Source organism: Streptomyces sp. NPDC008001, assembly GCF_042958085.1.
GTDB lineage: Bacteria > Actinomycetota > Actinomycetes > Streptomycetales > Streptomycetaceae > Streptomyces.
In genome coordinates this window covers 415,407-428,062 of the sequence record NZ_JBIBIZ010000005.1, presented here as the reverse complement: position 1 = coordinate 428,062, position 12,656 = coordinate 415,407, and the positions used below count along the sequence as shown (strand labels likewise).

General features: G+C 73.2%; 10 protein-coding genes. 5 read left to right on the top strand and 5 right to left on the bottom strand.

The genetic code is table 11. The features are described 5' to 3' along the window. Positions 1-95 precede the first annotated feature (95 nt). Entirely contained in the window at positions 96-1,058 is a 963-nt protein-coding gene (locus tag ACFZCD_RS16010) for a hypothetical protein (RefSeq protein WP_391831076.1), read from the top strand. Positions 1,059-1,117: 59 nt separating this feature from the next. On the opposite strand, the gene ACFZCD_RS16005 is transcribed toward ACFZCD_RS16010, so the two are convergent. Beyond that, complete coding sequence (locus ACFZCD_RS16005) at positions 1,118-1,570, bottom strand: Rieske (2Fe-2S) protein (protein WP_391831074.1); 453 nt, start codon at positions 1,568-1,570, stop codon at positions 1,118-1,120. A 174-nt stretch (positions 1,571-1,744) separates the two neighbouring features. Between ACFZCD_RS16005 and ACFZCD_RS16000 the strand changes: the two genes are divergently transcribed. Further along, positions 1,745-2,683, top strand: coding sequence for a carbohydrate kinase (locus ACFZCD_RS16000; RefSeq protein WP_391831072.1), 939 nt, complete (start codon positions 1,745-1,747; stop codon positions 2,681-2,683). Between the two features lie 34 nt (positions 2,684-2,717). On the opposite strand, the gene uvrA is transcribed toward ACFZCD_RS16000, so the two are convergent. Next, entirely contained in the window at positions 2,718-5,630 is a 2,913-nt protein-coding gene (gene uvrA, locus ACFZCD_RS15995; protein ID WP_391831070.1) for an excinuclease ABC subunit UvrA, read from the bottom strand. Positions 5,631-5,876: 246 nt separating this feature from the next. On the opposite strand from uvrA, the gene ACFZCD_RS15990 reads away from it, so the two are divergent. The 3 genes from ACFZCD_RS15990 to ACFZCD_RS15980 all read left to right on the top strand — a co-directional run bounded on the left by ACFZCD_RS15990 (position 5,877) and on the right by ACFZCD_RS15980 (position 8,802). After that, positions 5,877-6,566 (top strand): maleylpyruvate isomerase family mycothiol-dependent enzyme, encoded by a 690-nt coding sequence (locus ACFZCD_RS15990; protein WP_391831068.1) that lies wholly within the window; start codon positions 5,877-5,879, stop codon positions 6,564-6,566. Between the two features lie 26 nt (positions 6,567-6,592). Beyond that, positions 6,593-7,249, top strand: a complete 657-nt coding sequence (locus tag ACFZCD_RS15985) for an MBL fold metallo-hydrolase (protein WP_391831066.1) — start codon at positions 6,593-6,595, stop codon at positions 7,247-7,249. Positions 7,250-7,518: 269 nt separating this feature from the next. Beyond that, positions 7,519-8,802, top strand: a complete 1,284-nt coding sequence (locus tag ACFZCD_RS15980; RefSeq protein ID WP_391831328.1) for an MFS transporter — start codon at positions 7,519-7,521, stop codon at positions 8,800-8,802. 47 nt (positions 8,803-8,849) lie between these two features. Here ACFZCD_RS15980 and ACFZCD_RS15975 read toward each other — a convergent pair whose 3' ends face one another. The 3 genes from ACFZCD_RS15975 to ACFZCD_RS15965 form a co-directional block, all read right to left on the bottom strand. Further along, positions 8,850-9,872, bottom strand: coding sequence for a TerC family protein (locus ACFZCD_RS15975; protein ID WP_391831064.1), 1,023 nt, complete (start codon positions 9,870-9,872; stop codon positions 8,850-8,852). Positions 9,873-10,017: 145 nt separating this feature from the next. Continuing rightward, the gene (locus ACFZCD_RS15970) at positions 10,018-11,943 is read right to left on the bottom strand and encodes a TerD family protein (protein ID WP_391831062.1); all 1,926 of its coding nucleotides are present in this window, start codon (positions 11,941-11,943) and stop codon (positions 10,018-10,020) included. Positions 11,944-12,047: 104 nt separating this feature from the next. Continuing rightward, entirely contained in the window at positions 12,048-12,626 is a 579-nt protein-coding gene (locus ACFZCD_RS15965; RefSeq protein WP_106681282.1) for a TerD family protein, read from the bottom strand. Positions 12,627-12,656: the final 30 nt, after the last annotated feature.

The window sequence follows — 12,656 nt, the reverse complement described above, 5'->3', positions numbered from 1 at the left end:
AACGTCCGCTGCCCGGCCGTGCGGATCACAGCGGCCCGGCGGGACCCGCCGCATTCACCGCTTGTGAATATTCACAGAGACGGGGGTGGGAGCGGATGGCACGCGCGCGGGAGGGCGGAGCGGAGGGCGGGGACGCGACGACCGAGGCCGAACTCGCCCTCGCCCTGCGCACCGGGCCTTTCCACGTGGCCCTGCGGACGGCGCTGAGCGTACGGGGACTCGCCCTGCACCGGGTACAGCACCGTCTCGCGCAGCGGGGCGTGCACGTGGGCGTGACGAGCCTCAGCTACTGGCAGCAGGGCGCCCGGCGGCCGCAGCGGCCCGAGTCGCTGCGGGCGGTGCGGGTCCTGGAGGACGTCCTGGAACTGCCCGCCCACGCCCTCACCCGGCTGCTGGAGCCGGCCGTCCCGGGCAGCGGCACCGAGCGGCCGGCGGCGCGCTCGTACCGCTCGCTGGTCGAGGAGTCCCGGGCGCTGGAACGGCTCCTCGCCGAGCTGGAGTCCCCCGCGGACGGCGGCCTGCACACCGTCTGCCACCTGGAGCGGGTCCGCATCGGCGCCGGCCGTGAGCTGCGGGGGCGCGACTCGCACCACGTCGTCCGCGCGCACCGGGACGGGGTGGACCGCTACGTGGCCATCCACCACGGCGACGAGGGCTGCGACCCCGGCCGGGTGGCCGTGCGGGCGAACGAGAACTGCCGCGTCGGCCGCGTGCGGTGGCACGCGGCGGCCGGTGTCCTGGTGGCCGAGCTGCTGTTCGACACCCGGCTGCGGGCCGGGGAGACCCACGTCTTCGGCTACGGCTTCGACGACGGCACGGCGGGGCCCGGCAGCGAGTACGTGCGCGGCTTCAGCTTCGCCGGCGGGCAGTACGTCCTGCAGGTGCGCTTCGACCGGGCCGCGCTGCCCGCCCGGTGCCTGCGCTTCACCCGCAGTTCGGCGCTGGCCCCCCGCGGCGGGCTGCAGGAGCTGACGCTCGCCGGGCGCCACCGCATGGTGCACCTGGTGGAGCCGTGCGTACGGCCGGGGATCGTGGGGATCGCCTGGGAGTGGCCGTGAGGGGACGCAGGGCGGTAAGGGGCCACGGAGTCCGTACGGGGTGATCCGCGGGGCCGGCGTCAGCTCTCGGGGCCCGCGATCAGCTTGCCGCCGGCCGCCTTGACCGGCACGGACGGCAGCGGGTCGCCGGCCGGGCCCTGCAGGACCTTGCCCGTGTTGGCGTCGAACTCGCTGCCGTGGCAGGGGCAGCGGACCTTGCCCTTCTCCACCTTGTCGGCCACGCAGCCGGCGTGCGTGCACACCGCGCTGAACGCCTTGTACTGACCCTCCACGGGCTGCGAGACGATCAGCCGCTGCTCGCGGAAGAGCCGCGCCTCGCCGACGGGGACGCCGGCCGCGGGGCCCAGGTCCACCGGCGCGGTGGGCACGGCGGCCGCCTTGGAGCCGGTCTTGCCGTCGCAGGCGGCGGCGCCCAGCCCGGCGACGCCCGCGAGCGCGGCGCCCCGCAGCACGGTGCGACGCGACGCGCAGGGCGGACCGGCGGGGCTCTGCGGGGACGAGGGGGAGGTCATGGGGGCTCCAGCGCTGGACTCACGGTGACGGCGGGCGCGGGGTGCGCGCCCGGCGCGGCCGGGCGTACGGAACCGGCCGTGCCGAATCGACCCGTCGACCTTACCCGGCCCCCGGGACCGCCCCCGCGGCGTGGCAGGCTGAGCCGCAGGAGCCACGGCCAGAGAGGACTTTTCGTGATCGTCGTCGCCGGAGAAGCCCTGATCGATCTCGTACCGGCCGGCAAGGCACCGGACGGCGGCCCGGCCACCGGACCGGGCGGTGACCTGCCGGCCCTGCTGCCGCGGCGCGGCGGCGGCCCGTACAACACCGCCGTCGCACTGGGGCGGCTGGGCGCGCGGGCCGCGTTCTGCTCGCGGGTCTCCACGGACGGCTTCGGGGAGTCGCTGCTGGCCGGGCTCCGAGACGCGGGGGTGGACGTCTCGCTGGTGCAGCGGGGGCCCGAGCCGACCACCCTGGCGGTGGCCGACATCGGCGCGGACGGCTCCGCGGGCTACTCCTTCTACGCGGAGGGCACCGCCGACCGGCTCTTCGGCCTGCCCGGCGCACTGCCGGAGGCGGTGCGGGCGCTGTGCCTGGGCACCTGCTCGCTGGTGCTGGAGCCCGGTGCGAGCGCGTACGAGGCGCTGCTGCGGCGCGAGGCGGAGCGCGGGGTCCTCACCCTGCTCGACCCGAACATCCGGCCGGGCCTGATCGCCGACGCGGACGCCTACCGGGCCCGCTTCCGCTCCTGGCTGCCGTACGTATCGGTGCTGAAGCTGTCCGCCGAGGACGCCCGCTGGCTGGGCGGCTCTCCGGAGGAGTGGCTGGCGGCGGGCCCGGCCGCGGTGGTGGTGACGCACGGCGGCGAGGGGCTGACCGCCCACACGCGCTCCGGCGGGCGGATCTCGGTGCCCGCGCCGCAGGTCGAGGTCGTCGACACGATCGGCGCGGGCGACACGGTGAACGCCGCGCTGCTCCACCGCCTCGCGGGGACGCCGGACGGGCTCGCGGCGGCGCCGGACGGGCCGGACGCCGGCGCCTGGCACGACGCGCTCGCCTTCGCGGCCCGCGCGGCGGCCGTCACCTGCACGAGGGCGGGGGCGGAGCCGCCCCGGCCGGACGAGCTCTCGTGAAGGAGAGCCCGTCCGGCGCTTGAGGCCGAGGCGCTCAGCCCCGGCGGGCGGCGGCCTTCTTTCTGGCGGCCGGCTTCTTCCGCGGCAGCGGAACGGCGTCGCTCACCCGGTCCCCCAGCAGCTCCCGCAGGAACTTGCCGGTGTGGCTGGACGGCACGGACGCGACGTCCTCGGGCGTGCCCTCGGCGATGACGAGGCCGCCGCCGCTGCCGCCCTCCGGGCCCATGTCCACGACCCAGTCGGCGGTCTTGATGACGTCGAGGTTGTGCTCGATGACGATGACGCTGTTGCCCTTGTCGACCAGGCCGGACAGCACCGAGATGAGCTTGTTGATGTCCTCGAAGTGCAGACCGGTGGTGGGCTCGTCCAGGACGTAGACCGTGCGGCCCGTGGAGCGCTTCTGCAGCTCGCTGGCGAGCTTGACGCGCTGGGCCTCACCGCCGGAGAGCGTCGGCGCGGACTGGCCGAGCCGGACGTAGCCGAGCCCGACCTCGTTGAGCGTGCGCAGGTGGCGGGCGATGGTGGGCACGGCCTCGAAGAAGGACAGGGCCTCCTCGATGGGCATGTCCAGCACCTCGGCGATGGACTTGCCCTTGTAGTGCACCTCCAGGGTCTCCCGGTTGTAGCGCGCGCCGTGGCAGACCTCGCACGGCACGTACACGTCCGGCAGGAAGTTCATCTCGATCTTGATGGTGCCGTCGCCGGAGCAGTTCTCGCAGCGGCCGCCCTTGACGTTGAAGGAGAAGCGGCCGGGCAGGTAGCCCCGGACCTTGGCCTCCATCGTCTCCGCGAAGAGCTTGCGGATGTGGTCGAAGACACCGGTGTACGTGGCCGGGTTGGAGCGCGGCGTCCGGCCGATGGGCGACTGGTCGACGTGGACGACCTTGTCGACCAGGTCGTCGCCGTCCACGCGCGTGTGGCGGCCGGGCACGGCCCGGGCGCCGTTCAGCTCGCGGGCGAGGTGGGTGTACAGGATGTCGTTGACCAGCGTGGACTTGCCGGAGCCGGAGACGCCGGTGACGGCCGTGAGCACGCCGAGCGGGAACGAGACGTCGATGTCCTGCAGGTTGTTCTCACGGGCGCCGCGGACGGTGATCCGGCGCTCGGGGTCGACGGGCCGCCGGGCGTCCGGTATGGCGATGGCCTTCTTGCCGGAGAGGTAGTGCCCGGTCATCGACTCCTTGTTGCGCAGGAGCTCCTTCAAGGGGCCGCTGTGCACGACCTTGCCGCCGTGCTCGCCGGCGCCCGGGCCGATGTCCACGACCCAGTCGGCGACCTTGATGGTGTCCTCGTCGTGCTCGACGACGATGAGGGTGTTGCCCATGTCGCGCAGGCGGACGAGGGTCTCGATCAGGCGGTGGTTGTCGCGCTGGTGGAGACCGATGGAGGGCTCGTCCAGCACGTAGAGCACGCCGACGAGGCCGGAGCCGATCTGGGTGGCGAGGCGGATGCGCTGGGCCTCGCCGCCGGAGAGGGTGCCCGCGGCGCGGTTCAGCGAGAGGTAGTCCAGGCCGACGTCGACGAGGAACTTCAGCCGCTCGTTGACCTCCTTGAGGACCCGCTCGGCGATCTTCTTCTCGCGGCCGGTGAGCTTCATTTCCCGGAGGAAGTCGGCGCATTCGCTGATCGACATCGCCGAGACCTCGGCGATGGACCGGCCCTGGACGGTGACGGCGAGCACGATCGGCTTCAGGCGCGTGCCCTCGCAGGTGGGGCAGTTCACCTCGCGCATGTAGCCCTCGAAGCGCTCGCGGCTGGCGTCGCTCTCGGCCTCGGAGTGGCGGCGCTTGACGAACGGCACCGCGCCCTCGAAGGCCGTGGTGTACGCGCGCTCGCGCCCGTAGCGGTTGCGGTAGCGCACCTCGATCTGGGTCTTGTGGCCGTTGAGGAGGGCCTTTTTGGCGCGCGCGGGCAGCCCGGCCCAGGGGATGTCCGTGCGGAAGCCGAGGGCGTCGGCGAGGGCGTCGACCAGGCGGCTGAAGTAGTCCTTGGTGTGGCCGTGCGACCAGGGGCTGATCGCGCCCTCGTCCAGCGACTTCTCCGGGTCCGGGACGATCAGCTCGGGGTCGACCTCCATGCGGGTGCCGATGCCGGTGCACTCCGGGCAGGCGCCGAAGGGCGAGTTGAAGGAGAAGGAGCGGGGCTCCAGCTCCTCGAACGACAGGTCGTCGTAGGGGCAGTAGAGGTGCTCGGAGTACATCCGCTCACGCTCGGGGTCGTCCTCGGGGAGGTCGACGAAGTCGAGGATGACCATGCCGCCGGAGAGGCCCAGGGCCGTCTCGACCGAGTCGGTCAGGCGGCGCTTGGCGCCGTCCTTGACGGTGAGGCGGTCGACGACCACCTCGATGGTGTGCTTCTCCTGCTTCTTGAGCTTGGGCGGGTCGGAGAGCTGGATCGTCTCCCCGTCGACCCGGGCCCGGCTGTAGCCCTTGGTCTGCAGGTCGGAGAAGAGGTCGGCGAACTCGCCCTTGCGCTCGCGCACCAGCGGCGAGAGCACCTGGAAGCGGCTGCCCTCGGGGAGCTCCAGCACCTTGTCCACGATCGCCTGCGGCGACTGGCGGGAGATCGGGCGGGCGCACTCGGGGCAGTGCGGCTTGCCGATGCGGGCGAAGAGCAGCCGGAGGTAGTCGTAGACCTCGGTGATCGTGCCGACCGTCGAGCGCGGGTTGCGCGAGGTCGACTTCTGGTCGATGGACACGGCCGGGGACAGGCCCTCGATGAAGTCCACGTCGGGCTTGTCCATCTGCCCGAGGAACTGCCGTGCGTAGGAGGAGAGCGACTCGACGTAGCGGCGCTGCCCCTCGGCGAAGATCGTGTCGAACGCGAGGGACGACTTGCCCGAGCCGGAGAGCCCCGTGAACACGATCAGGGAGTCGCGGGGGAGGTCGAGCGAGACGTTCTTGAGGTTGTGCTCGCGAGCGCCACGGACGATGAGACGGTCAGCCACGCCGGTCGGCACCTTTCTTGAGAACGATGGGCCCGCCCTCCCGGACGGTCCCGGGGGAGGTCCTTGAGAGCGGTTCTTGGGGGTGGTTCTTGAGAGCGATGAGACGCGCGCCCCCGATCCAGGGTATGGGGGCCGCCGCGTTGTTGTCGGATGCGATGCCCCACCGAGCCTATAGCACGCACATTCGATTTACGGCTGTCGTCGCACAGCTTCACCCGGACGAGTGGCGGCGCTATCGTCGGCCGCATGATCGACCACGTGCGCGACCTGGCATCCGTAGACGAAGCGACCGACCGCTTCCTGAGCGCGGCCGGCAAGCTCGGCGACGCCGCGGTCGCCGGGCCGTCCCGGCTTCCGGGCTGGACCCGCGGCCACGTCCTGGCCCACGTGGCGCGCAACGCCGACGCGCTCGTCAACGTCCTGGCGGGCCGCCCGATGTACGAGAGCGCGGACTCCCGCGACGGGGACATCGCCCGGGACGCCGGCCGTCCGCTCGCCGTCCACCTCGCCGACCTGCGCGACAGCGCCGCGCGCCTGCGCGCCCGGGCGGCCGTCCCCGCCGACTGGACCCGCACCGTCGTCATGCGCAACGGCGTGACCGACCGGGCCGCCCGGGTCCCCTTCCGGCGCTGGATCGAGCTGGAGCTGCACCTGGTCGACCTGGACGCCGGTTACGAGCTGGAGGACCTGCCGGAGGAGTTCACCGGCCGGGAGATCGACTTCCTTGCCGACCGCTGGTCGGACCGTCCCGGGATCCCCGCCGTCACCCTCGTCGCCGACGACGGCAGGAGCTGGCGCACCGGCGGCACGGAGGGCGCTCCGGTCACCGTCACCGGCTCCCCCGCGGCCCTCCTGGGCTGGCTCGCGGGCCGCGGCGACAAGGGCGCGACGCTGGACACGGGAGGGGCCCCGCTGCCCGCCCTGCCCCCGCTGTGACGGGGCCGAAGGCATAGGCTGGCGTCATGACGTACAGCGGAGCGGTGAAGGTCGGCGGCCCGGCGGACGTGCACGAGCTGACCGACCTGATGATCTCGAAAGTCGCGGTCGGCCCGATGGACAACAACGCCTATCTGCTGCGCTGCCGCGCGACGGACGAGCAGTTGCTGATCGACGCCGCCGCCGAGCCGCACACCCTGCTCGCCCTGATCGGTGACAGCGGGATCGCGTCCGTGGTCACCACGCACCGGCACGGCGACCACTGGGGGGCCCTGCAGGAGGTGGTGGACGCCACGGGCGCCACCACGTACGCGGGCCGCGACGACGTCGAGGGCATCCCCGTGCCGACGGACGTCTCCGTGAACGACGGGGACGTCATCCGCGTCGGCCGCGTGGAGCTCACCGCGCGCCATCTCGTGGGCCACACCCCGGGCAGCATCGCGCTCGTCTACGACGACCCGCACGGCCATCCGCACGTGTTCACCGGCGACTGCCTGTTCCCGGGCGGCGTGGGCAACACGCACCACGACCCCGAGGCGTTCCGCAGCCTCCTGCACGACGTGGAGACGAAGCTCTTCGGGCAGCTCCCGGACGAGACCTGGGTCTACCCGGGCCACGGCGCGGACACCACGCTGGGCGCGGAGCGGCCGCACCTCTCCGAATGGCGCGAGCGCGGCTGGTGACCCTCCCCGGTCCCCGGGCATGCAGTGAGGCCGTCCATCCAAATTCCTCCGGATGCGGCGGCCTCATTTCTTAAGGTACTCCTCCCCGGGCCGGATGGCCATACCTACGCAAAATTGGGCGAAAGTCCCCCATCGCCCCTGGTCGGGCCCGGTGACCGCCCTGCGCGCCCCCCGTCGCGCCACCACGCGCCCATTGCCTGCCCTGCCGGCTGGATGTTGGGCAGTACATGCACCCGCATCGCACGCCGCCGCCGCACCCCACGCCGTCCATGACGCGCCTGGCGCTCGCGGCCATGGCCGGGACCGCCATCGAGTTCTACGACTTCTACGCCTACGGCACCGCCGCCGCGCTCGTCTTCGGGCCGCTGTTCTTCCCCACCGCCTCCCCGCAGCTCGGCATCCTCGCCGCCTTCGGCACCTTCGGGGTCGGCTTCCTCGCCCGCCCGCTCGGCTCCGTGCTCTTCGGCCACATCGGCGACCGGCACGGCCGGCGGCCCGTCCTCATGGCCTCCCTGCTGCTGACGGGCCTGGCCACGGTCGCCGTGGGGCTCGTCCCCACGTACGACACCATCGGCATCGCCGCACCGCTGCTCCTGCTCGTCCTGCGGTTCGCGCAGGGGCTGGGGCTCGGCGGGGAGTGGGGCGGGGCGGTGCTGCTGACCGGGGAGCACGCCCCGGCGCACCGCCGCGCGCTGTGGACCAGCTTCCCGCAGACCGGCGCACCGGTGGGGTTCCTGCTGGCCAACGGCCTCGCCCTCGCCCTGTCGGCCACGCTCGACGAAGCGGACTACCTGGCCTGGGGCTGGCGGGTGCCGTTCTGGGGCGGGGGCCTCATGGCGGCGGCGGGCCTGCTGCTGCGCTCCCGGCTCTCCGAGACGCCGCAGTTCCGCGCTCTGGAGGCCACCGGGGCCCGCGCCTCCCTGCCCGTCGCCGAGCTCGTCCGCGGCCACTGGCGGCCCCTCCTGCTCACCGGAGGCGGGCTCTCCCTCGTCTTCGCCGTCCACTACACGATCAGCACGTGGTCCCTGGCCTACGCCACCGAGCGGCTGGGAGTCGACCGTACGGTCATGCTCGGCTGCATCATGGCGGTGGTGATCGTGTCCGGCGCGTGCACTCCGCTCTTCGCCGTCCTGGGCGACCGCTACGGGCGGCGCTCCCTGTGCCTGGCGGGCAGCGCCGGGCTCGCCCTGTGGATGGTCCCGCTGGTGGCCCTGCTGCACACCGGGCGGCCGGTGTGGATGCTGCTGGGCTTCGCGGGGACGGCGGCGCCCTTCGCGGCGGTGGCCGGGGTCGTCGCCGCCTACCTCCCGGAGCTGTTCGAGACCCGGGTGCGCTGCACGGGGGCCGCGGTCGGCTACAACCTGGCCGGGGTGGTGGGAGGCGGCATCACTCCGGTCGTGGCGACGGCGCTGTCCCGGGGGGCCGGGCCGCCCTGGGCCGTCGCCGGCTACCTCGTGGCCCTCGCCCTCTTCAGCCTGGGGTGTTTCGCCCGGCTGCCCGAGACGCGGCCAGCCACGGCGCCCGGAACCGCGGCGGAGGCCGCCCCCGCCTGAGCGGGAACGGCCTCCGGTGACTGCGGGCGGCGCGGGCTGAGCCGCCGTCAGACGCGGACCGTGTCCCCGGCGTGCTCGGCGTCCTCGCCCTGCCGGTCGCGTTCGCCCTCCAGGGCCGCCGCCTCCGCCTGCTTGCGGGAGGCGCGGAGGCTGGTGAGGGTGGTGACGACCAGGACCGCGCAGATGACGCCCAGGGAGACCGGGATGCTGATCTCGGGGACGCCCACGCCGTTCTCGTGGAGGGCGTGCAGGACGAGCTTGACGCCGATGAAGCCCAGGATGACCGACAGGCCGTAGGAGAGGTGGACGAGCTTCTTCAGCAGGCCGCCGATGAGGAAGTACAGCTGGCGCAGGCCCATGAGGGCGAAGGCGTTGGCCGTGAAGACGATGTACGGGTCCTGCGTCAGGCCGAAGATCGCGGGGATCGAGTCCAGGGCGAAGAGGACGTCGGTGGTGCCGATCGCCAGCATGACGACCAGCATCGGCGTCATCAGGCGCTTGCCGTTCTCCACGACGAACAGCTTGGTGCCGTGGTAGCGGTCGGTGGAGGGGAACCGCTTCTCGACCGTCTTGAGGAAGCGGTTCTCCTCGAACTCCTCGTCCTCCTCGCCGGCGCGGGCCTCCTGGATGAGCTTCCAGGCCGTCCAGATCAGGAAGGCGCCGAAGAGGTAGAAGACCCAGGAGAAGTTGGCGATGATCGCGGCGCCCGCGCCGATGAACACGGCCCGCAGGACGAGGGCGATGAGCACGCCGACCATCAGGACGCGCTGCTGGTACACCGCCGGGACGGCGAACTTCGCCATGATCAGGACGAAGACGAAGAGGTTGTCGACGCTCAGCGACTTCTCGGTGATGAAGCCGGCGAAGAACTCGCCGGCCGGCCGGCCGCCGCCGAAGACCAGCAGGCCGAGGCCGAAGAGGCCGGCCAGGGCGACCCAGACCACCGTCCAGATTCCGGCCTCCTTGAGGGAGACCTCGTGCGGCTTGCGGCCGCCGATGAAGAAGTCGGCGGCGACGAGGGCGCACAGGCCGAGGATGGTCAGCAGCCACAGGGTCAGGGAGACGTCCACTGTTCCTCCGGTACGTCGGATAGGCACGTCGGCAGTCGGCGCCAGTCCTCAGAACGGTACAGGAAGACCCAAGGAACAGTAAAGAAAGAACCAAAACCCCAGCTCAGTGGTGCTTTACCTACTCGGCCGACGCCGGCTCCGGCTGCTAGATGCCGTACGCCTGCCGCGCCTGCCCCACGCTCCGGAGCACCTGCGTCAGCACGTCGCTGCCGGCCGGCACCAGCGACGGCTCGTACGTCCAGGCGTGCCCGACCCACGGGTCGGCGAGGTGGTCGTCGGGGACCGGCGTGATCCTCAGCAGGGCGCGCCAGAGCGGGTCGAGCACCGGCCCGTAGCCCCGGGCGTCCTCCCGGTCGGCGACCATCATCAGATGCACGCCGACGGACGGCCCTTCGTCCGCGATGTAGCGCAGCTGGTTGACCGAGCGGTCGTCGAAGCCGTGCGGGAAGTCGTTGACGATCAGCAGCTGCTCGGCGGTGTCCAGGTCCGGCGGCAGGGAGTCCGCGGCGCCGGAGCGCACGGCCATCTGCACCAGGTCGACGCGGCGCGTCAGCCGCTCCAGCAGCGCGGAGACGCCCTGCGCCCCGGCCGCGGGCTGCTCCTTGAGCGCACCGCTGTGCAGCAGCGGCGCGAGCGCCCCGCCGGCCGCGCCCGCCGGGTCGATGACGTGCACCGTGTAGTCACCGACCGGGTGAACGGCCAGCAGCCGCGCGGCGTGGGCGACCGCCGTCTCCATCGCGAGGCGGCGCAGCTCGGTGGAGTCCGCGACCGCCGGCTGCAGCCCGGAGGTCCGGCCGCTGTCGATCCACAGGCCGCGCTCCAGGGGCAGCCGCACCAGCATCGGGATCCGCAGGTCCGTGCGCTCCGGCAGGTGCAGATCGCCCAGGCGCAGGGCCATGGGGGTCTCCAGCGGGACCTGGTAGCCCTGCCAGACCGGGCTGTCCCAGCGGGCGAAGGCCGGCGGCAGGGCGTGCTCGACGACCTCGGCCTCGGCGGTGAGCTGGGCGAGGTCCCGGTCGAGGACGGCGCGGGCCTGCTCCACGAGGCTCGCCTGCCGGGCGCGGGCCTCGGCGCGGGCGGTGTCGGCCGCGGGGCCCACCCGGGTGGCCGGGTCGGCGAGGACCTTGTCCAGCTCCTGCTCCAGGCGCGACTCCGCGAAGTCGACGGCGCTGCGGTAGGCGGCGGCCGAGCGGGCCAGGTCCTCGAACATGCCCCACACCTGGTTGTAGAGGCGCTCGTCCATGGTCCAGCCGTTGGCGTCGCCGGCCACGGGGCGGGGCGGCTGCCCGGGCTCGGCGGGCGGGGCGGCCGGGGCGGGCTCGGGAGGCGTGGCGGTGGCGCGCCGGGGGTGGCGGTAGTCGACGGAACCGCCCTGGTCCGCCGGGCCCTGCGCAGCGGGGTCCGGGCCGCTCGCGGGGGCCGTGGCGGCGTCGTCCGGGCCGCCGTCGGGCTGTGCCGCGCGGCGGTCCCCCGCGGCGGCGCCGGCCGGGCGCGGGGGCGGCGGGGAGACCGCGCGGTCCATGGCCCGGGTGACGGCCTCGTTGATGGCCGCGGCCGTCTCGAAGGCCTCCTCGAGGCCCTGGTCCTGCAGCATCGCGGCGAGCCCGCCCGCGTAGCCCTGGCCGACGGCGCGCACCTTCCAGGCGCCCTGCCTGCGGTACAGCTCCAGGGCGACGACCGCGGACTCCGCGTCCAGGCCCGTGATCGTGAACGTGGCGATCTCGGTCCCGTCGAGGCCGGTCACGGCGACGAACGGGGCGGCCAGCACCCCGAAGGAGGTGGGGCCGCCCACGCCGGCGGGCAGCGCGAGCAGCACGTGCACCCGGTGCACGTCCTCGGGGAGGGCCCCCAGGTCGACGGCGAGCCGGTGGTCGGCCGCGGCCTGCCGGGACACCTCCAGGCCGGGGAGGCGGTGGGAGGCGGGGTGCGCGATCCGGTCGGCGCCGGACACCTTGCCGTCCGCGTCGGCGAGCGTGGCTCCCGCGACGACGGGGCCTCCCGCCGCGACCCGGATCTCCAGACGGGTCCCGGTCAGCGGGTGGTTCTGCCCCCGCACCAGCTCGGCCGTCATTGCTGCGCCCCCTCGTTGTTCGTGCTCGTGCTGCGCTTGCCGTGCCCGCGGGCCCGGCGGAAGCGCTCTCCGCCGGGCCCGGGATGTGCTCAGGACGCTGGTGCCTACAGGCTCGGCAGGATCGCCGGCATCAGGTCCTGGAAGGTCTTGCCGTTGGCGGGGGTGCCGATGGCCGTCATCGCCCAGCCGCTGCCGGAGCGGTGCACCTTCGCCATGATCTGGGCGGTGTACGCGCCGCCGCCGTCGAGGGTGTAGCGGGCGAGCTCCTGGCCGTTGGTCTCGTCGACGAGGCGGCAGAAGGCGTTCTGCACCTCGGAGAACGTCTGGCCGGTGAAGGAGTTCACCGTGAAGACGATCTGGTCGATGTGCACGGGGACACGCTGCAGGTCGACGAGGATGGCCTCGTCGTCGCCGCCCGTGCCGGCACCGCCGACCAGGTTGTCACCGGTGTGGCGGACCGAGCCGTCGTCACTGACCAGGTGGCGGAAGAAGACCACGTCGACCGGCTGGCCGCCGGCGAACAGCACCGCCGAGGCGTCGAGGTCGATCTCCCTCGTGCGCGACCCGAACAGTCCGCGGCGGGGGGCGGCCTGCCAGCCCAGCCCCATCCGCACGGCGGTCAGGGTGCCCCCGTCTGCCTTCTGCAGGCTGATGCCCTGACCCTTGGACAAGTTGACCGTCACGCGCAGTCCCTTCTCGTTCTATCCCCGTGG

Bases quoted from the DNA above. Each gene is read 5' to 3' on its own strand.
- ACFZCD_RS16010 (WP_391831076.1), top strand. From the start codon at position 96: ATGGCACGCGCGCGGGAGGGCGGAGCGGAGGGCGGGGACGCGACGACC.
- ACFZCD_RS16005 (WP_391831074.1), bottom strand. From the start codon at position 1,570: ATGACCTCCCCCTCGTCCCCGCAGAGCCCCGCCGGTCCGCCCTGCGCG.
- ACFZCD_RS15990 (WP_391831068.1), top strand. From the start codon at position 5,877: ATGATCGACCACGTGCGCGACCTGGCATCCGTAGACGAAGCGACCGAC.
- ACFZCD_RS15985 (WP_391831066.1), top strand. From the start codon at position 6,593: ATGACGTACAGCGGAGCGGTGAAGGTCGGCGGCCCGGCGGACGTGCAC.
- ACFZCD_RS15980 (WP_391831328.1), top strand. From the start codon at position 7,519: ATGACGCGCCTGGCGCTCGCGGCCATGGCCGGGACCGCCATCGAGTTC.
- ACFZCD_RS15970 (WP_391831062.1), bottom strand. From the start codon at position 11,943: ATGACGGCCGAGCTGGTGCGGGGGCAGAACCACCCGCTGACCGGGACC.